General features: G+C 67.0%; 16 protein-coding genes and 2 pseudogenes. 7 read left to right on the forward strand and 11 right to left on the reverse strand.

What is annotated here, in order from left to right; genetic code table 11:
- Window positions 1–18 precede the first annotated feature (18 nt).
- Window positions 19–1,908 carry a potassium transporter Kup gene (locus K0B96_RS10235; RefSeq protein WP_220160807.1) on the forward strand — a complete coding sequence of 630 codons (1,890 nt, stop codon included), beginning with the start codon at window positions 19–21 and terminating at the stop codon, window positions 1,906–1,908.
- Window positions 1,909–1,916: 8 nt separating this feature from the next.
- Complete coding sequence (locus K0B96_RS10240; RefSeq protein ID WP_220160808.1) at window positions 1,917–2,354, forward strand: GNAT family N-acetyltransferase; 438 nt, start codon at window positions 1,917–1,919, stop codon at window positions 2,352–2,354.
- 53 nt (window positions 2,355–2,407) lie between these two features.
- Here the strand turns inward: K0B96_RS10240 and menD are convergent, their stop codons facing one another.
- The 3 genes from menD to metG are packed head-to-tail and all read right to left on the reverse strand — an operon-like array spanning window position 2,408 to window position 7,156.
- Window positions 2,408–4,168: a 2-succinyl-5-enolpyruvyl-6-hydroxy-3-cyclohexene-1-carboxylic-acid synthase gene (gene menD / locus K0B96_RS10245; protein ID WP_220160809.1), complete on the reverse strand. Its 1,761-nt coding sequence runs from the start codon at window positions 4,166–4,168 to the stop codon at window positions 2,408–2,410.
- On the reverse strand, window positions 4,165–5,598 hold the full coding sequence (locus K0B96_RS10250) for an isochorismate synthase (RefSeq protein ID WP_220160810.1): 1,434 nt from the start codon (window positions 5,596–5,598) through the stop codon (window positions 4,165–4,167). Before K0B96_RS10250 ends, menD begins: the two co-directional genes overlap by 4 nt.
- Window positions 5,599–5,608: 10 nt before the next feature.
- Window positions 5,609–7,156: a methionine--tRNA ligase gene (gene metG / locus K0B96_RS10255; protein WP_220160811.1), complete on the reverse strand. Its 1,548-nt coding sequence runs from the start codon at window positions 7,154–7,156 to the stop codon at window positions 5,609–5,611.
- Window positions 7,157–7,250: 94 nt separating this feature from the next.
- On the opposite strand from metG, the gene K0B96_RS10260 reads away from it, so the two are divergent.
- Both K0B96_RS10260 and K0B96_RS10265 read left to right on the forward strand, forming a co-directional pair.
- A complete protein-coding gene (locus K0B96_RS10260) occupies window positions 7,251–8,462 on the forward strand; it encodes a sensor histidine kinase (protein WP_220160812.1) in 1,212 nt (403 codons plus the stop codon).
- Window positions 8,459–9,115, forward strand: coding sequence for a response regulator (locus K0B96_RS10265; protein WP_220160813.1), 657 nt, complete (start codon window positions 8,459–8,461; stop codon window positions 9,113–9,115). The genes K0B96_RS10260 and K0B96_RS10265 overlap by 4 nt, the downstream gene beginning before the upstream one ends.
- A gap of 7 nt (window positions 9,116–9,122) precedes the next feature.
- Here K0B96_RS10265 and rdgB read toward each other — a convergent pair whose 3' ends face one another.
- From rdgB to K0B96_RS10285, 4 genes are all read right to left on the reverse strand, one after another.
- A complete protein-coding gene (gene rdgB, locus K0B96_RS10270) occupies window positions 9,123–9,737 on the reverse strand; it encodes an RdgB/HAM1 family non-canonical purine NTP pyrophosphatase (RefSeq protein WP_220160814.1) in 615 nt (204 codons plus the stop codon).
- Between the two features lie 11 nt (window positions 9,738–9,748).
- Window positions 9,749–10,912, reverse strand: coding sequence for a bifunctional diaminohydroxyphosphoribosylaminopyrimidine deaminase/5-amino-6-(5-phosphoribosylamino)uracil reductase RibD (gene ribD / locus K0B96_RS10275; RefSeq protein ID WP_220160815.1), 1,164 nt, complete (start codon window positions 10,910–10,912; stop codon window positions 9,749–9,751).
- Entirely contained in the window at window positions 10,899–11,564 is a 666-nt protein-coding gene (locus tag K0B96_RS10280; protein WP_255558613.1) for an MBL fold metallo-hydrolase, read from the reverse strand. Before K0B96_RS10280 ends, ribD begins: the two co-directional genes overlap by 14 nt.
- 816 nt (window positions 11,565–12,380) lie before the next feature.
- Window positions 12,381–13,745: an integron integrase gene (locus K0B96_RS10285; protein WP_220160816.1), complete on the reverse strand. Its 1,365-nt coding sequence runs from the start codon at window positions 13,743–13,745 to the stop codon at window positions 12,381–12,383.
- Between the two features lie 209 nt (window positions 13,746–13,954).
- Here K0B96_RS10285 and K0B96_RS10290 point away from each other — a divergent pair, with 209 nt between their 5' ends.
- Window positions 13,955–14,284 (forward strand): hypothetical protein, encoded by a 330-nt coding sequence (locus K0B96_RS10290; RefSeq protein ID WP_220160817.1) that lies wholly within the window; start codon window positions 13,955–13,957, stop codon window positions 14,282–14,284.
- Between the two features lie 330 nt (window positions 14,285–14,614).
- Here K0B96_RS10290 and K0B96_RS10295 read toward each other — a convergent pair.
- Together K0B96_RS10295 and K0B96_RS10300 are read right to left on the reverse strand one after the other, a co-directional pair.
- Window positions 14,615–15,785: pseudogene (locus K0B96_RS10295) on the reverse strand (IS91 family transposase).
- A 3-nt stretch (window positions 15,786–15,788) separates the two neighbouring features.
- A complete protein-coding gene (locus K0B96_RS10300; protein ID WP_220160819.1) occupies window positions 15,789–16,754 on the reverse strand; it encodes a tyrosine-type recombinase/integrase in 966 nt (321 codons plus the stop codon).
- 201 nt (window positions 16,755–16,955) lie between these two features.
- Between K0B96_RS10300 and K0B96_RS10305 the strand changes: the two genes are divergently transcribed.
- Window positions 16,956–17,411 (forward strand): hypothetical protein, encoded by a 456-nt coding sequence (locus K0B96_RS10305; protein ID WP_220160820.1) that lies wholly within the window; start codon window positions 16,956–16,958, stop codon window positions 17,409–17,411.
- Between the two features lie 330 nt (window positions 17,412–17,741).
- Here the strand turns inward: K0B96_RS10305 and K0B96_RS10310 are convergent.
- Window positions 17,742–18,912 (reverse strand): annotated as a pseudogene (locus K0B96_RS10310) (IS91 family transposase).
- 3 nt (window positions 18,913–18,915) lie between these two features.
- On the reverse strand, window positions 18,916–19,881 hold the full coding sequence (locus tag K0B96_RS10315) for a tyrosine-type recombinase/integrase (protein ID WP_220160822.1): 966 nt from the start codon (window positions 19,879–19,881) through the stop codon (window positions 18,916–18,918).
- 241 nt (window positions 19,882–20,122) lie between these two features.
- On the opposite strand from K0B96_RS10315, the gene K0B96_RS10320 reads away from it, so the two are divergent.
- Window positions 20,123–20,458: a hypothetical protein gene (locus tag K0B96_RS10320; protein ID WP_220160823.1), complete on the forward strand. Its 336-nt coding sequence runs from the start codon at window positions 20,123–20,125 to the stop codon at window positions 20,456–20,458.
- Window positions 20,459–20,563 lie beyond the last annotated feature (105 nt).

Here is a 20,563-nt window from a genome sequence, read left to right on the forward strand (position 1 = left end):
CATGACACTGCCCGTTCCATGAGCACGACCGCCCCGACTCCCGCTCGCTCCCCGGCGAAGGCGGCCCTGACCATCGGTGCCCTCGGCGTCGTCTTCGGCGACATCGGAACCAGTCCCCTCTATTCCATGCGCGAGTGTCTCGCGCAAATCGATCCGACTGCTCGCGCCGCCGGCGTGATCGGCATCCTCTCCTTGATGCTGTGGGCCCTGATCATCGTCGTATGCATCAAATACATCGGGTTGGTCACCCGCGCCGACAACCGCGGCGAAGGCGGTATTTTCACCCTCCTGGCCCTCAGCCATACGCGCAACGATCCCCGCCGGAATTCGCTCAACTTCACCGTCCTCATCATCCTCGCCGGCGCTGCGCTCCTTTACGGCGACAGCGTGATCACGCCGGCCATCTCCGTGTTGAGCGCCGCCGAGGGTTTGAAAACGGTCAGTCCCGCCTTCGACCACTATATTCCCCTCATTGCCTGCGTGATTCTTGCGGGCCTCTTTTGGATGCAACGCCACGGCACCCACGCCATCGGCCGCATTTTCGGTCCCGTGATGCTCACTTGGTTCACCGTCCTCGGCCTGCTCGGGCTGTGGCACATCCACGAATCGCCCCAAGTGCTCGCCGCGCTCAATCCACTCGCCGGCGTCCGCCTCCTGCTCAACTCACCCGGCACGGCGTTTATCCTTCTCGGCTCCGTCGTCCTCACCATCACCGGCGCCGAGGCGCTTTACGCCGATATGGGCCACTTCGGGCGCCCCGCGATCATGCGCGCCTGGTTCCTCTTCGCGTTCCCCGGCCTCCTGCTCAACTATTTCGGCCAGGGTGCTCACGTTCTGCAAAACCCCGCGTCCGTCGACAACCCATTCTTCGCGCTCGCGCCCGCCGGCTGGCCGCAGCTTGCCCTCACCCTCCTCTCGGTCGTCGCCGCGGTCATCGCCAGCCAGGCGGTGATCTCCGGCGCCTATTCGCTCACCCGCTCCGCGATCCAGCTCGGCTATTTTCCCCGCCTGAAAATCACGCACACCAACGCCGCGCAAGAAGGCCAGATTTTCGTTCCGCTGATTAACTCCGCGCTCGCCATCGTCTCCATCCTCGTCGTCGCCACCTTCAAGTCCAGCGACCGGCTCGCCTCCGCGTATGGCATCGCCGTCACCGGCACCATGGTCGTCACGACCTACGCCTTCTTCCACGTCGCCCGCCGCCACTGGCATTGGCCGCTCTGGCGCGCGGTCACCGTCTGCTCTCTTTTCATGGCGGTCGATCTGACCTTCTTCATCGCCACGTTGCACAAGTTCGCCGACGGCGGCTGGCTGCCCATCGCCATCGCCCTCGCCGTCATCGTGATCATGCACACGTGGAAACGTGGCAAAAACGAGATTCAGGAAAAGGTTTACAGCCGCGCCCTCGCCGAACTCGAGCTCTCCCAGATTTCTCAGAGCAAATCCATCGTCCGCGTGCCCGGCTCCGCCGTCTTCATGGCCGGCTCGCCGCGCGGCGTGCCCCTCGCGTTGCTGCACCATCTCAAGGCCAACAAATGCCTCCAGCAAACCGTCGTATTGATGACCATCATCAACGAGGAATTGCCGCACGTCGCCGACGACGAACGCCTCACGATCGAAGATCATGGCAACGGCGTCTGGCGCGCGATCTGCCGCTACGGCTACATGGAAACGCCCGACGTCAGCAGCATCATGCAACGCGTGCGCGAGCGCGATGTGCCGCTGAATCCCCAGGGCGCCACCTTCTATTTCAATCGCGAAATGATCATCTCCGGCGGCAGCGCCAAAATGTGGGAATGGCAGAAATCCTTCTACGCCTTCCTCAGCCGCAACGCCCGCCCCGTGAAAGATTACTACCAGATCGTGCCCACGCAGATCATCGAAATCGGTCTGCCGATCCAGTTGTAAACACCGCCATGCCCCCCGCGACCGTCTGCCGCTTGCGCGAGTTGACGCCCGCTGACTACGCCGCCGTCATCACCCTCTGGCGCAGTTGCCCGGGCATCGGTTTGACCGAGGCGGACAGCTACGCCGGCACCGTCGCTTACCTCGCGCGCAATCCCGGCCTGAGCGTCGTCGCGACCGACCTGACCGGCGCCATTGTCGGTGCCGTGCTTTGCGGACACGACGGCCGCCGCGGCTACCTGCATCATCTCGCCGTCGCACCTGCCTCGCGACGCCAGGGCATCGGCCGTCAACTCGTCGAGGAATGCCTCGCGCGCCTGCGCACTGCCGGCATCGCGAAGTGCAATCTGTTTCTCTTCGCCGATAACGCCGCAGGCCGCGCCTTCTGGTTGCGTTGCGGTTGGCACACACGCCTCGACCTCATGCTCGTGCAACGCGCCACGACCTGACGCGACGCTGGCGTCGGCGTCACCGCCAGCCGCCGCGCTTGAGGTTGAGCTATTCAGGCCGGGCCCGATCGCCCCTTCGCCGCCGCTTCCGCCGCGACAAACAGCGCCTTGCGCCGCGCAGCGTCCGCCTTCCGATCCGTGCGCACTTCCAACACCCGCACGCCGCTCGCCGGCAGTTTCTCCAACGCCTGCCGCAGCTCCGCCCAATCGCGCACCTTCGCATGCACGATCCCATACGCGCCGACCAGCCGCGCGAAATCCACGCGCTGCGGCGTCGCAAAATATTCTTCAAACGGCGGATCGAATTGCGCGACCGGTAGATGACCGAAAATTCCGCCGCCGCCGTTGTTCACCAACACCACCGTCAAACTCCCGCGCAGTTTCGCCGCGAGGAGCAGTCCGTTCGTGTCGTGCAAAAACGCCAGATCGCCCGTGAGCAACACCGCCGGCCGCTCCGCCCCATGCGCGATGCCCAGCGCGGTCGATAACGTGCCATCGATCCCGCTCGCGCCGCGGCTCGTGAACGTCTCGATCCGCGCGTCCGTCGCCGCCCAGAAATATTCCAGATCCCGCACCGGCATGCTGTTCGCCACGAAAAGCGGCGTTCCTTCCGGCAGCGTCTGCTGCAGCACGCGCGCGATCTTCCCCTCGAACAACGTCTCCTCGCGATCCACCTCCGCCGCGATCGCCGTCGCCACGCGCGCATTCGCCTCATACCAACGCCCCGCATAATCGCTTTCGGCCGCCTCCGCCCGCTCCGGCAACGCCGCCGCCAGGGTCTCCGCGCTCACCTCCAGCGATCGCGCCGCCCCATGCACCGCATCGCGATTCACCACCCGCTCGCTCGCGAACCACAGCGGCACGCCGTCAAGACTCCGCAGCCATTCGCGCAACACCTTGCTCGTCGGCAACGCCTCCAGCACCAGCACCGCCTCGGGCCGCAGTTGCGCCGCGACGCTCTGGGCCCGCAACAGCGCATCGTAATGCGTCACCATCGGCCCGACCTCCGCCGCTCGATTGCGCAACGGCGACAGCGCATCCGCCAACACCGGCCAGCCCAGCTTCCGTCCGATCCTCCCGACCGCCCGCGCATACGCCGCACCGCCCGGCCCTTGTCTTGACCCGCCAATCACCACGCCGTTCGCCGGCCACGCCGGCAACTCCGGCGCGGCGAAAACCGGCGTTCGCGACGGACTGAGATGCGCGAAAAAATCCTCCGTTACCAGCCCCGCCGCGCGTTGCTCCGTGCCATCCGGCAACGGTGGCAACGGATCGCGAAACGGCGCGTTCAAGTGCACCGGCCCGCGTTGCGGTGTGAGAGTGCGCCCGACCGCGTGCGCCACCATCTGCCGCGCATAACGCAGCATCGCCGCGTTCGCCTCGGGCACCGCCAGCTCATGATAGAAATTCACGTGCGCCCCGTAAAACTTCTGCTGGTCGATCGTCTGGCCCGACGAACAATCCCGCATCTCCGGCGGACGATCCGCCGTGAAAACCAGCAGCGGCGCACCGCTCTCCTCCGCCTCGATCACCGCCGGAAAGTAATTCGCACCCGCCGTGCCCGACGTGCAGACCAGCACCACCGGCCGGTCCTCGCGCCGCGCCAGCCCCAGCGCGAAAAACGCCGCCGAGCGCTCGTCGAGCACCGGCACCACCTCGATCTCTTCGTGTCGCACCAGCGCCATCGTGAGCGGCGTCGACCGCGACCCCGGCGAGATCACCGCACGCGTCACGCCGCATCGCACCAGCGTTTCTGCGATCACGCTGCACCACAGCGCATTCACGTTTCGAAAATCGAGCGCCGTCGTTTTCATGGCGCGAGCAACGCCTCCTGCATCGCGCGAAACTTCCACTCCGCCTCCGCGAATTCCTGTTCCGGCGACGATCCTGCCACGATGCCCGCACCCGCGTAGAGCCGCGCCGTCGCGCCCTCCACCAACGCCGACCGCAGCCCGAGGAAAAACTCGCCGTCGCCCCGACCGTCGATCCAGCCGATCGCGCCCGCATACAGCCCGCGCGGAAACGCCTCGTGCTCGCGAATCCGCGCCACCGCCGCCGCGCGCGGCGTGCCGCCCACCGCCGGCGTCGGATACAACCGGCTCAACACCTCGCCGACCCTCACGTCGTCCGGCAGCCGCGCACGCACCGGCGTATGCAGATGCTGCACATTCGCGAAACGCCGCAGCACGGGCCGCTGCGGATATTCCGGCACGAGGCTCAGTTCCCTCAGCCGCCGCACGATCGAGCCCAGCACCGCCCGGTGCTCGCGCAGATCTTTTTCGCTGCGCAGCAGCGCCCCGCCCACCGCCGCATCTTCGCTCGCCGTCGCGCCGCGCGGCGCCGATCCCGCGAGCGCTTCCGTCGTCAACACCTGCGCCTGCACGCGCAGGAGCCGCTCCGGACTCGCGCCGATGAAGCTCTGCCCGCGCCCGTTCGCCACGGAAAACGAATAGCAGTCGCCAAAACGCTGCCGCAGGCCGTTGAGCACGCGCAACGGATGCAGCGGCGCCGCCGCCGTGAGATCTTTCGCCCGCGCGAGCACGATTTTCTGAAACTCGCCGCTCGCAATTTCCTCCAGCGCCCGCGCCACGCTGCGTTGATAAAATCCATCCGACCCTACATCGCGCAACGTCGCCGCGACGTCCGGCGCCCCGGCCGCCACCGGAAATTCCGGCGTGCTGTAATCGAAGGCCCGGAATTTCCCGTGCGCGCGCCACACCCGCGCCGCCAGTGCGTGCAGATCGCTGCCCGCCTCGATCAGCAGGTTCGCCACCGCCACCGTGCGCCCGGCGCGCTGCGACACCTGCCAGCGCGGCACAAAGACACTCGCCGCCGCAAAGGCTTCTCCCGGCTCGGTCTCCGCAAAAAAACTGAACGCCGCGAAAAAATGCGGCCCCGTGAGCGACGCCCCCAGATCGCCGACCGCGATCGTATTCGCGAGAGTCTCGTCGATGAACCGCTGCACCGCGGCGAACCGCTCCGGCCCTTTCGCCTCGAACGCGAGCACCGCCTCCGCCCCCGCCACCGCCAGCCCTTCCGCCGGACGCTCGACATAAAAATGCCGCTCGCCCGGCTCGAAAATCGACTCGAGCACCGCGAGCGGATCGAGCGCCTCCACCTCCACCGAAATACTCGCCAATTGCGCGCGACCGCGCTGCCTCGCCGCCGCCTGCACCTGCGCCAAAAAATCCTCCAGCGCCGCCGGCGTCGGATTCGCCGTTGGATCAAGCGGGAGGATCGTCATGGCCGCGCGCTTAAACCGGTTTGCCGCCCGCCTTTTCCGGCGCCTGCGGCCGCGGGAACAGCACCAGCCCCGCCGCGACTTTGCGCCCGGCGAGCCGCCCGTCCCACGCGAGCTCCGCTCGCCAGTCCGCACCCGGCGTGTAGTCGAGCGCCGCGAGGATCTTCGCCGCCGCGCCCGGAATCACCGCCTGCAGCAACGATGCCGCCAGCCGCAACGCCTCCGCCATGGTCGCCAGCGACGCGCGCAACGTCGCCTGGTCCTTCGCCTCGGCGGATTTGCCGAGTTTCCACGGCGCGCGCTTTTCGATGTAGGCGTTCGTCTCCGTGAGAAACGTCATCGCCCGCTCCAGCGCGGTGTGAAACTGAAAGCCCTCGCTCAGCGTGATGAACTCGTCGCGCGTCCGCGCCCACAGCGCGCGCAGCGATTCGTCGAGCTCGTCGCCGCTCTCGCCCGCCGGCACGGCGCCCGCCGCAAAACGCGTTGTCATGTTCAACGTGCGGTTGACGAGGTTGCCCAGATTGTTCGCGAGTTCGCTGTTGTAGCGCACGAGAAACTGTTCGCGCGTGAAGTCGCTGTCCTGCCCGACATTCATCTCGCGAATCAGGAAATAGCGAAACGCATCCGCGCCGAATTCGGTCACGAGCTCCAAGGGATTGAGCGCGTTGCCCGTGCTCTTCGACATCTTCGCCCCGCTCTGCAGCCACCAGCCGTGCACGAGCAGATGCTCCGGCAACGCGAGCCCCGCCGCGTGCAGCATGATCGGCCAGTAAACCGCATGCGGCGGCACGAGAATGTCCTTGCCGATCACGTGATACGTCGCCGGCCACACGCCCGGCTGATCCGCCACTGCCGAGTAATAATTCAGCAGCGCGTCGAACCACACATACGTCACGTAGGTCTCGTCAAACGGCAGCGGAATCCCCCACTCAAGGCGTTCCTTCGGACGCGAAATGCACAGGTCGTTCAGCGGATCCTTCAGAAACTCCAGCACCTGCTTCTGCCGGTAACGCGGAAAAACAAAGTCCTCATTCTGCGTGAGAAACTCCACCAGCCACGCCTGATACGCCTTCAGTTTGAAGAAGTAATTCGACTCCGTGATTTCCGTCACCTCGCCAAAAATTTCCGGCCAGCTCCCATCCGGATTGCGGTCCTTCTCCTGCAAAAACTGCTCCTGCCGCGTCGAATAAAATCCCTTGTATTCGGCCTGGTAGATTTCCCCTTTGTCGAACAACTGCTGCAGCACCGCGCGCACGACTTTCTTGTGCCGCTCTTCGGTCGTGCGGATGAAGTCGTCGTTCGACACTTCGAGGCGCGTGCACAGGTTCCGAAACTCCTGCGACACCTCGTCGCAAAACGCCTGCGGCGCGATGCCGCGTTTCCGCGCGCTCTGCTGCACCTTCTGCCCGTGCTCGTCCACGCCGGTCAGGAAATGCACGCGATCCCCCATCAACCGCCGGAAGCGCGCGATCACATCGGTCAGCACTTTTTCGTAAGCGTGACCGAGGTGAGGCGAGCCATTCACATAATCGATGGCGGTGGTGATATAGAACGACTTCATGCGTGAGCCCGCCAACGAAAGCCGGCCCGCGCCAAATGTCGAAAGTTTTGACGCTGCCCGGAGCGCCCCGCACCCTCGCCGCACTCCCCGCGTCATGTCGTCGCTCACCCGCCTCACGCTCTCCGTGGCCCTCCTGCTCATCGCGGGCCTGATCGCGGGCGCCGTGCTCGAGCAGGCGATGCACCGCCAGTCGGCTCAACTCACCCACGACTTGATCAACGCCCGCCGCCAGCAACTCGCCGCCGCGCTCGCGCTCGCTCGCACGCCCGCTCCTGATTCCGCCCAACTCGCCGCCATCGGCGCGTCCATCGGCGCCGACGTCGCGTTCGCCAGTGAACCCACGCCCCCGCGCGCCGGCCGCCTCACCTTCGTCTATCCGCTCGCCGACGGCCGCGCCCTGCGCATCACGCTCGCCAAACCCACCGCCTGGCGCGCGCTGTCCGTCTCCACGTGGACGCTCGCCGTTCTCCTTTTGCTCGTGCTCGCCGGCCTGCCCGTCGCCTATCTCCTCGGCTCCGCCCGCCGCGCGCCCGCCGAGCCGGCCGCCTCCGCCGCCGATGTCAGCCAAACGAGTCTCGCCCGCCTCGCCGAAACCACCGCCGCTCAAACCGTCGCGCTCGATCGCGAACGCGCCGTCCGCCGCCGCGCCGAAGACGACGCCCAGTTGAAACAGCGGCTCCTCACTCAATCCCTCGAAGACAAAATCCGCCTCGGCCACGACTTGCACGACGGCATCATCCAGTCGCTCTACGCCGTCGGCCTCACGCTCGAATCCGCCCGCACGCTCCTCCCTCGTGATCCCGCCGCGGCCGACCAACGCCTCGAACAATGCCGCGACGCGCTCAACGGCACCATTCGCGAAGTGCGCGCCTACATCACCGGCCTCGCCCCGCAAAACCTCTCCAGCGCCACGTTTCTGCGCACGCTGCAGTCTCTCCTCGGCGACCTCGCCCGCGACCGCGGCACCGCCCTCGAATTCAAGCTCGAAGCCGACGCCACCGCGCGCCTCACCTCCGAGCAGGCGACCGAGGTCGTGCAAATCGCGCGCGAAGCCGTCAGCAACGCCGTCCGCCACGGCCGCGCCCGCCACATCGTGATCGCCGCCGCCGGCGACCACGAATTCGCCTTCTCCATCGCCGACGACGGCTCCGGTTTCGATCCCACGGCCGCCCGCAGCAGCGGCTTCGGCCTTCACTCCCTGCAAGCGCGCGCCGCCCGCCTCGCCGGCCGTTGCGAAGTTCACAGCCAGCCCGGCGCCGGCACTCGCGTTTCCCTCGTGTTTCCTTTTCCGTCCTCCCCGGCATGACTTCACCGGCTCGCATTTCCGTGCTGCTCGTCGACGACAGCGAAGTCGTCCGCCTCGGCCTGCGCACGCTCCTCGGCGCCGAACCCGATCTGCACGTCGTCGCCGAGGCCGGCACCATCGCCGACGCCCTGCGTCTTGCCGCCACTGCGAAGCCGGCCGTCATTCTCCTCGACGTCCGCCTGCCCGACGGCAACGGCGTGGACGCCTGCCGCGAATTGATGCGCCGCCACCCCGCCGCCCGCATCATCATGCTCACCTCGATGGCGGACGACCAGCTCGTCGAAGACGCGATCCGCGCCGGTGCCCACGGCTATTTGCTGAAAGATATCAACGCCCGCGGTCTCGTGCAGGCGATCCGCGATGCCGCCGCGGGCAAGTCCACGCTCGATCCCGCCATCACCGCCCGCGTCCTCGCGCTCGCCCGTTCCGGCGCCCCCAGCAGCACCGCGCCTTCGCCCCTGGCCGCGCTCTCCGCCCAGGAGCAACGCGTGCTCGCGCTGATCGCCAAAGGCCGCACGAACAAGGAGGTCGCGATGGAGCTCAATCTCGCCGAAAAAACCGTGAAGAATTACCTCAGTAATCTCTTCGAAAAGCTCCACGTCTCGCGCCGCGCGGAGGCCGCCGCGCTCTACGCGCAGGAAAACAAATCCTGACGCCCGCTCAGCGCCCGCCGTGGTTTTCCGCCCGCCACCACGCTGAAAATTTCCGCCACGCGTCCGCGCGATGGCTCAGCCGGTTCTTCGCCTCGTCGCCCAGCTGCGCGAAGGTGATCGTCTCATTCGCCGGCACAAACAACGGATCATAACCAAAGCCGCCTCCGCCCGCCGGTTCGCGCAACAACATCCCGTCCGCGCGCCCCTCAAAGGCCTGCTCGCGACCGTCCGGCGCGATCAGCACCAGCACGCACACGAAATGCGCGCCGCGTCGCTCCGCCGGCACCGCGCGCAACGCCTTCACCAGCTTCTGCAAATTCGCCGCGCCGTCGCCCTGCGGCCCCGCGTAGTAGGCCGACTCGACGCCCGGCGCGCCGCTGAGCGCATCGACGCACAGTCCGCTGTCGTCGGCCAGCACCCACGCCTCCGCCGGCGCGATGGCGCGCAACGCCCGCGCCTTTTTCCCCGCGTTGCCGATAAACGTCCCCGTGTCCTCCTCGACCGCCGGCATCCCGCCCACCGCCCGCGCGGATTCCAGCTGCACGCCGAGCCCGTCCGCCGCCGCGAGCGCCTGCAGCTCGGCCACTTTATGCGCGTTGCCTGATGCGACGATGATCCGCACAACGCGCGCCCTCAGCCCGACCGCAGACTGAACATCGTTTCGTCCACCATCATCTTCTCCGGATACACCACGTGTCCGCGCGTGAGATCGTCTTCGCCGAAATTTTCGTGCCGCACATCGCGCAGGCGCACCGCGTCCTTGACCCGCTCCGGCCGCAAGCCCGAGAAAATGCTCTTCGCTTTTTCATCGGCCAGCAGCAGCGGCGCCCGATAGAGAAACAGGTAATCCAGCTCCCGGTCGCGCACGAGCTCGCTGAGCAATTGCGCCCCGCCTTCGAAATACACACCCGTGATTTTCTCCTCGGCGCAGCGCCGGCGAAACTCGGCAAATGACACGCGTTGCGTCGCCGAATCCAGGCACCACACCTTCACCCCCATCTCCCGCAATTTCCGCACGTAGCCCAGGCCGCCGTGCGGTGTCGTCACCACGATCGTGCGCTCGCGATGCTCGTCGGTGTAAACCCGCGGCAGGTTCTTATCCACGACCGTCCGCAGCAACCCGTCGAACACGAACCGCCACGGGCACCACTCGTCGCCCTCGCGCCGCGCCGTCAACCGCGGATTGTCCTTGAGCACCGTCATCGCGCCCACCGCGATGCCCGGAAACAACCGCCGCCAATGGTGCACGTTCGCCCGCGAATCCTCGTTGGTGATCCACTGCGAATCGCCCGTGCGGCACGCCACCTTGCCATCCAGCGTCACCGCCGCCTTCGCCGCCAGCAACGGCGTGCGCCGCCGGATCCAGTGCTCGAAAATCAGATTCAGATCGCTGCACTCGCGCTCCAACACGCCCGTTATCACCTCCACGCCCGCCGTCCGCAGCACCTCGTAGCCGCGCCCCGCGTGGTCCGGATTCGGGTCGGCCGCGCCCACCACCACCCGCTTCAAACCCGACGCGATGATGGCGTCCGTGCAAGCGCCCGTCCGCCCTTCGGTCGAGCACGGCTCCATCGTCACATACAACGTCGCTCCCGGCCGCGGCGGCTTCCCGCGCGCCAGCAACGCCAGCCGCTCCGCATGCGGGCCGCCGTCCGGCGCCGTCGCGCCTTCGGCCACGATTTTCCCGTCCTCGACGATCACCGCACCGACCATCGGATTCGGATGCGTCGTGCCCCACACGCCGCGCGCCAGTTCCAGCGCACGTTGCATGAAACGCTCGTGTTCAACCGCGGACATACGGATTGCCCTCCTTCTCGGCGCCCACCGTCGTCGGCTCTCCGTGCCCCGGATAAACCGCGGTCGCGTCGGGCAGCGCATAGATCTGCGTGCGGATCGCGTTCTCCAATTGCGCAAAATTTCCGCCCGGCAAATCCGTTCGCCCGATGCTGCCGTTGAACAACGCATCGCCGACAAACGCCGCCTGGGCCGCGGGCAGATAAAACAACACGTTGCCCGGACAATGCCCCGGCACATGGCGCACCTCAACGTCCATCCCGAGCGCCGCAAACCGCGTCCCCTGCTCCACCCACTCGTCGACCATCACCGCCTCGAGCTGGAGGCCCGGCATGAGAAACGCGCTCATCACCTCCGGCGTTTCATAAAGCGCACGATCCGCGCGATGCCCGCGCACCCGCGCCTGCGTGGCCCGCACGACTTCCGCGGCGCCCTGCGTATGGTCCCAATGCCCATGCGTCAGCCAGAGTTCCCGCAACGCGCATTTCTCCGTGGCAAGCAGCGGCGCGACGTCCGCCCACACGTTTCCCGGCGCATCGATCAGCACCGCCTCGCCGCGTTCGGGCGCGGTGAGCAGATAAGCATTCGTCTGGATCGGACCGGCAGGCAGCACATGCAACGTCACGCCGCAGAGTCCACGGGCTTTCGCCGCCACCGCAAACGCGAAAAGCAGCCGACCCGCGCCCGCCAATCGTTCGCGCCCTCCGCATGGTCCTCGTAATCGCAAGCGTTCTCCCGCCCCCGCCCCGCCCTGTGGGTCGGGTGCCCTCACCCGGCATTCCGTTCCTGTGGGTCGGGTGCCCTCACCCGACATCTTCCGTGCCGCTCCCTCTCGCCCTTTCACTCCCCCAACCCGAGAAAGATTAAGATAACGATAACGAGCACGATCGCCTAATCCGCCCGCTCGTCCCGTTGCGGAACGCGTCAGCGTTTCGCCGTCGCGGCCGCGCTCCGCGCTTCACCTCTCATCCCTGTGGGCCGGGTGCCCTCACCCGGCATCCTTCCGCGCCCCCCTCGGCTCCTTCAGGTTTCAAGTTTCAGCCTTCAGGTTTCCCTCCTCCGTCCCTCCTTCGCCGTCCACCCGCTCGTCCCGTAGCGGAACGCGTCAGCGTTTCGCCCGTCGCGGCCGCGCTCCGCGCTTCACCTCTCATCCCTGTGGGCCGGGTGCCCTCACCCGGCATCCTTCCGCGCCCCCCTCTGCTCCTTCAGGTTTCAAGTTTCAGCCTTCACGTTTCCCTCCTCCGTCCCTCCTTCGCCGTCCACCCGCTCGTCCCGTAGCGGAACGCGTCAGCGTTTCGCCGTCGCGGCCGCCCTCCGCGCTTCATCCGCGTCCCTGTGGGTCGGGTGCCCTCACCCGGCATCCTTCCGCGCCCCCCTCTGGCTCCTTCAGGTTTCAAGTTTCAGCCTTCAGGTTTCCCTCCTCCGTCCGCCCTCCTCCGTTCGTCCTCCGCCGCCCACCCACCCGCCCCCTTCACCCCGCATCCAGCGGACTCCGCACGCCCAGCCCCGGCTTCTGCATCACATGCGTATAGATCTGCGTCGTCTCCACGCTCTGGTGGCCGAGTAGTTCCTGCACCGTGCGGATATCGGTGCCCGCCTCCAGCAGATGCGTCGCAAACGAGTGCCGCAGCACATGCGGCGTCACGCGTTTCGTCATCCCCGCCGCGCCCGCCGCCTTGCGCACCGCATTCTGGAACGTCCCGTCGAGGATATGATGTCGCCGCCGCCGCCCCGTCTCCGGGTCCTGCATGAATTCGCGCGACGGCCACAACCACTGCCACTCCCACGTCATCCCCGCCTTGGGATATTTCCGGGCCAGCCCTTCCGGCAACCACACTCCCGGCGCCTCCGCCGCCCGGTCCTCCGCGAAAATCTCCCGCAGTCGGGCCAGATGAGCCTCCAGTTTTTCCCGCAGCGATTCCGGCAGCACCGTCAGCCGGTCCTTGTCGCCTTTCCCGCCGTAAACTTTCAATTGCCCGCGCGCCAGATCCAGGTGGTGCACGCGCAGCCGCAGCAGTTCCATCAGCCGCAGTCCACTGCCATACATCACCTCCGCCATCAGCCGGTAGCCGCGCGGCAATTGGTCCAGCACCTGCCGCACCTCCGCCTTGCTCAACACTGTCGGTATTCTCTCGCGAGCGCGCGCGCGCCGAAAATCCATTTCCCCCAGATCCAGCCGCAACGCTTCCTGCATGAAGAACACCAGCGCATTGAGCGCCTGCTTCTGCGTGGACGGCGCTGCCCGTTGTTCCACCGCCAGCGCGGAGAGAAACGCCGCCACGTCGTCGCCCGACGCCGTCTGAGGCAGACGCGGGGCCAGGAACCGCGCGAACCGCGCCGCCCATGCCCGATACGTCTGCTCCGTGCGCCACAAAAATCCCTTGCGCCGGATGGCCGTGATCAACGCGCGCTCCCACTCCGCTCCGCCCTGATCCGCCGCCGCCAGCGGCGGCACGGCCGGCCCCGCTCCCGGCCCCGACCGCCGCGGGTTATCCGCCGGCCGTTGCTCCCCGACCTCCGGCGCCACAAACCCGCGCGCCGCCGGGCGCGTCTTGCCCGCCGCTCTGGCCGCCTTGAAGAGCCAGGCGAACGCCGCGCGCTCGGCCCGCCGCGCGTTCTCCGTCAAACCGGCACGCGCCAGATGCCAGCGGATGAAACCCGCCGACAGCGGCCGGCCCGTGGCTTTGCAAGCTCGCAACAATCCTAAAATTGCCCTGACATGCGCCTGCTTCACCTCCGCCGACCATGCGCTCGCCCCGTTCAACACTTCGCCCCACTCCGGAAATGACACGATTTCGTCCAGCTTTTGCTCGGTGCGCTCGCCGGCTAAAGCCATACTACCAGTGTGGCTTTTACGCGGCCCCGAGCAATCCGATTCCCAAGGTTTCGCCGCCGACCGACCGCCGTCGCATGAAATCAAACCACGACGACACAACGGCTAACCGAGTTTCCGTTCCCCACCTCAACTGCAACCCCCGCTCTCGTTCAGCTCTGGCATTGCCACACTGAGTATGGGCGAATAACACTGTTCGGCAAAAGCTTCGCATGGCTACGAATCTTCCAAAGCAGAATTGGCTGGCTGACGGCAACGAGACGCCGATTCAAGAGGGCTTCCTGGTCGGAGATCGGAAAGGTCTCGAGACGTTGCGTGCAGCGATCGATCGAGCCCTCGCGGAGGGCGAAGGCGACATTCGCGAGCTGCGATCGCCGTGGTCGCACGTCCATCTTGCTGCGCAGCATCCCGAAGAAGAGCAGAGTCAGCATGATCGTTCATTGAAGGGAAAGATCGGAAAGTATGTCGCTCTGACGGTGGTCGGACTTGCGTTCTTTTTTGGAATTTACGGATGCGCTCACTTCCTTGGGGCGTTCAGATGAAAAGGCCGAACTCTGAGCGTTCTGCTGCGCCGTAGCGCGCAGCGGGACGCGGGTTGAACAAGCCCGTTTCGGAGGCGTCCGCGGTTCCGTCCGCCGCTTATGCGTTTTGTATTGGCCGCCAACCGCCGACGGGCGGAGCGCCGGACGGCGGCATCCTTCGCCGCGCGCGGGCGCGCGTGCCGGTGGCGTCTGTTTTCGCCCGCCGAGAGGGTGTCCGCCACCCGTCACCGGGCTCGCGAGCCGTCTTGCGTCCGTCGCGGCCAAGGCTGCCGCCGGCGGCACGGGGTGCGGGCCGCAATAATATAATAAGTTGGTCCCTGGTCCTTATACTCATCGCGTGCAGAGGGGCGGCGCCCGGGCCTGCCGCGGCAGCGTGCCCACGCGCACGAGCGTGAACCGTTCGCAGTGCGGGCAGCGCAAGTGCCAGCGCGGCGCCTCCGGCGGCGGCGCCGCGAGCACGATCGGCTTTTGCAGCAGCGTTTGTGTCCGTTGGCGCCCCGAGGGCACCCGCCACCGGCCAGCCCTTCGGGCCAACGCCTGCGGCGTTGCCATCTCCGCGCTGTCGCGCTACGTCCACCGTCATCCGGCGGGCGTGCGCCGCCGGGTGCAGCCAGCCGAAGTAACGCACGCGATGCTGGCCGGCCGGCGGCACGTGCTGCAAATACCGCCGCAGGAACTCTTCCGCGCCGAGCGTGCACTGCCGCCGCTGCTGCGTCTTCGTGTCGGTATAGTTAAACACCACGCGTTCGTCATCGGCGACGACGAGGCGCTCGTCGCTGATCGCAGTGCGGCTGACGTAGCGCGCGAGATAGCGCACGACCGCCTCGCCGCTGCCGGCCGGCTGGCAGTGCACGACCCAACGGCTCCGCCACGTGCCGGCCGGAATCGAAGCGTGCCGCGCCGAAGCGCTCGCGCGCAGCACCGCCTCCATCCGCCCGCGAAACACTGCCGCCAGCTTCGCCACCGGCAGCAGCCAGTCGCGTTGCCGCGCGTTCACCCATTTATTGCCGTCGGCGCTGAGCCCGCCGCCGGGCACGATATAATGCACGTGCGGATGATGCTGGAGCTGCCGGCCCCAGGTGTGCAGCACGCCGACGAAGCCGAGTTCCGCACCGAGCAACCGCCGCTCCGCCGCGACTTGTTGCAACGTCGCCGCGCTCTCGCGGAAGAGCCGGTCGTGCATCAACGCCGGCTCGGCGGCGAAGACCGCGCGCAGTTCCTGCGGCACGGTGAACGTCACCAAAAAATACGGCACCGGCAGCAGCCGCGCCTCCTGCTGCGCCGTCCACGCCGCGGTGCGCTCGCCGCCGCAGCGCGGGCAAGCGCGATGGTGACAACTGTGATACGCGAAGTCCGTGCCCGCGCACTCCGTGCAGCGATACACGTGCCCGCCCAAGGCGGGCGTGCGGCAGCAGCGGATCGCTGCGAGCGCGCGCCGCGCCCGCGGCGCGCAATGCTCCGGCACGCGGGCGCGCGCCAGCCAGTCGGCGAGCACCGACACCGGTCAGCGTGGTTCGAGCAACCGCGCGACCGCCGCGCGAGCGTGGCTCTCGTTGACCGCCGTCAGATGCGTATAGATCAACGTCGTCTCCAGCGAAGCGTGCCCCAGATACGCCGAGATCAGCCGGATCGACACGCCCTCCTCGAGCAGATGCGTCGCATACGAATGCCGCAGCGTATGCACCACCGTGCCCGCCGGCAGCCGCGCCTCGGTCCGCGCCACCCGCAGGCAATGCTGCACCGAACCCACGCCCAGCGGCTCGACGGCGGCGGCCAGGTGCGCCCCGCGCGCCGGTTGCTCGCGCCAGCCGCGGCCGACCCCCGGGAAAATCCACCGCGGATGCCGGTGCGTCCGCCAGAACGCGCGCAACTCGTGCAACATCGCCTCCGGCAGCGGCACGTAGCGCTCCTTGTTGCCCTTCGCCTCGCGGATATGCACGCGGCCCGCTTCGCGCAGATCGCGCACCTCCAGGTTGACCGCCTCGCCGATGCGCAATCCGCACGCGTAGATCAACCGCAGCAGTGTGCGGAAACGCGGCACCCGCACCACCGCGAACAGCCGCGCCACCTCTGCCCGCGTGAGCACGGTGGGAAGTTTTTGCGCTGACGGTGAGCGCACCAGATCGAACAGCTTCCAGTCGCGCCCGAGGTGCACGCCGAAGTAGGCCCGCATCGCCGCCACCGCGGTTCGCATCGACGAGGGCGAGTAGTGGTGTTCGTCCTTCAACCGCAGCAGATGCGCGCGGACCGCGGCCTCATCGAGCGCGGCCGGATCGCCCCCGTGGCGCGCCGCCAGCTTGCGGACAAACCGCAGATACTCGGCCTGCGTCGCCGCCGCCAGCGAACGCAGCCGCATCGTCTCCGCGAAACGCTGCACCGACTCCGGATCGGGTGCGTGGATCTTCCTGGCGCCACCCCGCAGCGTGGACGCGTGCGTGGACTCTCTTCCCGTCGATTTTGATTTGGGCATAGACCCGCAGCCTTGCCAGCCACCGCCCTCCCGCCCATCCTTCCGCTCGTGCCCCGCCCCGCACTATATACACCCGCTCACCCCCGCCGCGCAGCGGCTTGGTTCAACCAGTCGCTACAGCGCAACGCCTCGACGGGGTCCGTTTCGAGTTTGGAGTCGCCAGCTCGGCGTGGCTGACCAGTGATCGTTGGGCAAAGAAAGATGAGCACCATTTCGGTTACGCGCATCGCTGCGAATTTTAAGCCGACCGTGAATTATCCGCGGCTCGCGCTCGTGCACGATGGCCGGCGAGCACTCCTTTATTTCACTGGCCGACGGCAGCGCGGCGCCGAAGAAGAAAGAGCCGTCGCGGTATTCGAGGGCTGCTTGGCATCGCGGTTCGGTTACCCGAACGATGAAGCCCTGCCGGGTCATCCGCTGTATCGCTACGGTCTCGGCGATTATGATTTCTTTGAAGTTTCGTCATCTCCGTGGATGGAAGAAGTCAGAGCCCAGAATCGCGTGTCATTCCCAAAGTTCGACATGCCTGCCAGAAAGCATTTCATCGTGACCGCTCACGACGAAAGTTTTGAGTGCCTCGCAGATTCGGTAGCCGTTCATCCAGCATCCTCTTTTCCAGTTGAGCATTTGGCTCCACGTATTTCCGCCGTCGAATGAAAAGGCCCAACTCTGAGCGTTCTGCTGCGCCGTAGCGCGCAGCGGGACGCGGGTTGAACAAGCCCATTTCGAACGCGTCCGCGGTTCCGTCCGCCGCTTATGCGTTTTGTAGTGGCCGCCGACCGCCGATGGGCGGAGCGCCGGACGGCGGTATCCTTCGCCGGTCGCGGGCGCACGTGCCGGTAGCGTCTGTTTTCGTCCGCCGAGAGGGTGCCCGCCACCCTTCACCGGGCTCGCGAGCCGTCTTGCGTCGGTCGCGGCCAAGGCTGCCGCCGGCGGCACGGGGAGCGAGTCGCAATAATATAAGAAGTTGGTCCCTGATCTTTATACTCATCGCTGGCAAAGGGGCGGCGCTCGCGCCTGCCGCGGCAGCGTGCCCACGCGCACGAGCGTGAAGCGTTCGCAGTGCGGACAACGCAAGTGCCAGCGCGGCGCCTCCGGCGGCGGCGCCGCGAGCACGATCGGCTTTTGCAGCAGCGTTTGTGTCCGTTGGCGCCCCGAGGGCACCCGCCATCGGCCAGCCCTTCGGGCCAACGCCTGCGGCGTTGCCATCTCCGCGCTGTCGCGCTACGTCCACCGTCATCCGGCGGGCGTGCGCCGCCGGGTGCAACCAGCCGAAGTAACGCACGCGATGCTGGCCGGCCGGCGGCACGTGCTGCAAATACCGCCGCAGGAACTCTTCCGCGCCGAGCGTGCACTGCCGCCGCTGCTGCGTCTTCGTGTCGGTATAGTTAAACACCACGCGTTCGTCATCGGCGACGACGAGGCGCTCGTCGCTGATCGCAGTGCGGCTGACGTAGCGCGCGAGATAGCGCACGACCGCCTCGCCGCTGCCGGCCGGCTGGCAGTGCACGACCCAACGGCTCCGCCACGTGCCGGCCGGAATCGAAGCGTGCCGCGCCGGAGCGCTCGCGCGCAGCACCGCCTCCATCCGCCCGCGAAACACTGCCGCCAGCTTCGCCACCGGCAGCAGCCAGTCGCGTTGCCGCGCGTTCACCCATTTTTTGCCGTCGGGGCTGAGCCCGCCGCCGGGCACGATATAATGCACGTGCGGATGATGCTGGAGCTGCCGGCCCCAGGTGTGCAGCACGCCGACGAAGCCGAGTTCCGCACCGAGCAACCGCCGCTCCGCCGCGACTTGTTGCAACGTCGCCGCGCTCTCGCGGAAGAGCCGGTCGTGCATCAACGCCGGCTCGGCGGCGAAGACCGCGCGCAGTTCCTGTGGCACGGTGAACGTCACCAAAAAATACGGCACCGGCAGCAGCCGCGCCTCCTGCTGCGCCGTCCACGCCGCGGTGCGCTCGCCGCCGCAGCGCGGACACGCCCGATGGTGACAACTGTGATACGCGAAGTCCGTGCCCGCGCACTCCGTGCAGCGATACAAGTGCCCGCCCAAGGCGGGCGTGCGGCAGCGGCGGATCGCTGCGAGCGCGCGCCGCGCCCGCGGCGCGCAACGCTCCGGCACGCGGGCGCGCGCCAGCCAGTCGGCGAGCACCGACACCGGTCAGCGTGGTTCGAGCAACCGCGCGACCGCCGCGCGAGCGTGGCTCTCGTTGACCGCCGTCAGATGCGTATAGATCAACGTCGTCTCCAGCGAAGCGTGCCCCAGATACGCCGAGATCAGCCGGATCGACACGCCCTCCTCGAGCAGATGTGTCGCATACGAATGCCGCAGCGTATGCACCACCGTGCCCGCCGGCAGCCGCGCCTCGGTCCGCGCCAGCCGCAGGCAATGCTGCACCGAGCCCACGCCCAGCGGCTCGACGGCGGCCGCCAGTTGCGCCGCACGCGCCGGTTGCTCGCGCCAGCCGCGGCCGACCCCCGGGAAAATCCACCGCGGATGCCGGTGCGTCCGCCAGAACGCGCGCAACTCGTGCAACATCGCCTCCGGCAGCGGCACATAACGCTCCTTGTTGCCCTTCGCCTCGCGGATATGCACGCGACCCGCCTCGCGCAGATCGCGCACCTCCAGGTTGACCGCCTCGCCGATGCGCAATCCGCACGCGTAGATCAACCGCAGCAGCGTGCGAAACCGCGGCACCCGCACGACCGCGAACAGCCGCGCCACCTCTGCCCGCGTGAGCACGGTGGGAAGTTTTTGCGCTGACGGTGAGCGCACCAGATCGAACAGCTTCCAGTCGCACCCGAGGTGCACGCCGAAGTAAGCCCGCATCGCCGCCACTGCGGTTCGCATCGACGAAGGCGAGTAGTGGTGTTCGTCCTTCAACCGCAGCAGATGCGCGCGGACCGCGGCCTCCTCGAGCGCGGCCGGATCGCCCCCGTGGCGCGCCGCCAGCTTGCGGACAAACCGCAGATACTCGGCCTGCGTCGCCGCCGCCAGCGAACGCAGCCGCATCGTCTCCGCGAAACGCTGCACCGACTCCGGATCGGGTGCGTGGATCTTCCTGGCGCCACCCCGGAGCGTGGACGCGTGCGTGGACTCTCTTCCCGTCGATTTTGATTTGGGCATAGACCCGCAGCCTTGCCAGCCACCGCACTCCCGCCCATCCTTTCGCCCGTGCCCCACTCCGCACTATATACACCCGCCCACCCCCGCCGCGCAGCGGCTTGGTTCAACCAGGCGGCACAGCCAACGCCGGGGCTGCGCCCCAGCGTGGCTGACTGCTGACGATGGGCGAGGAAAGATGATCTCAGCGATACGCACCGCCTTTCGCACTTGGACTCCGTGGGAGGAAGCTCTCACGAGTGCCGTGCTTTCAAAGCTTGGTCCCAAGACGCAGAGCATACTTCGCACGCAGCTCGCCGCCGTGAATAAGGTTCAGCGCATCCTCGGCTGGCGGGAGATCGACCTCTACGTGAAGAAGAAAGGAAGAGTTGATCGAAGCGGTCTGCCGACTCTCTTTGATGATCGTGAGTTTGTGCTAGCGAAGGCGGTCACGAAGGTGGACGGAGTGAAATTTTATACGACGGTCACCTGCGTCGGCGGCTATTTGTTTTCGTTCGAGAGCGACACGGAAGTTCGTCGCTTCGCATTCCGAGATGATTGCGAGATTGAGGTGCTAGAGTTTGATTCCCGCTACGCATGAAAACGGAGCCCATCCAGAGCATCACAGACAACGGCCGGGCTGCGCCCGGTCGTGTCTGACTGCTGACGTTAGGCAAAGAAATGAGCATCGATTTGATCGTGCCTT

The sequence above is a fragment of the Horticoccus luteus genome (assembly GCF_019464535.1).
GTDB classification, from domain to species: Bacteria; Verrucomicrobiota; Verrucomicrobiia; order Opitutales; family Opitutaceae; genus Horticoccus; species Horticoccus luteus.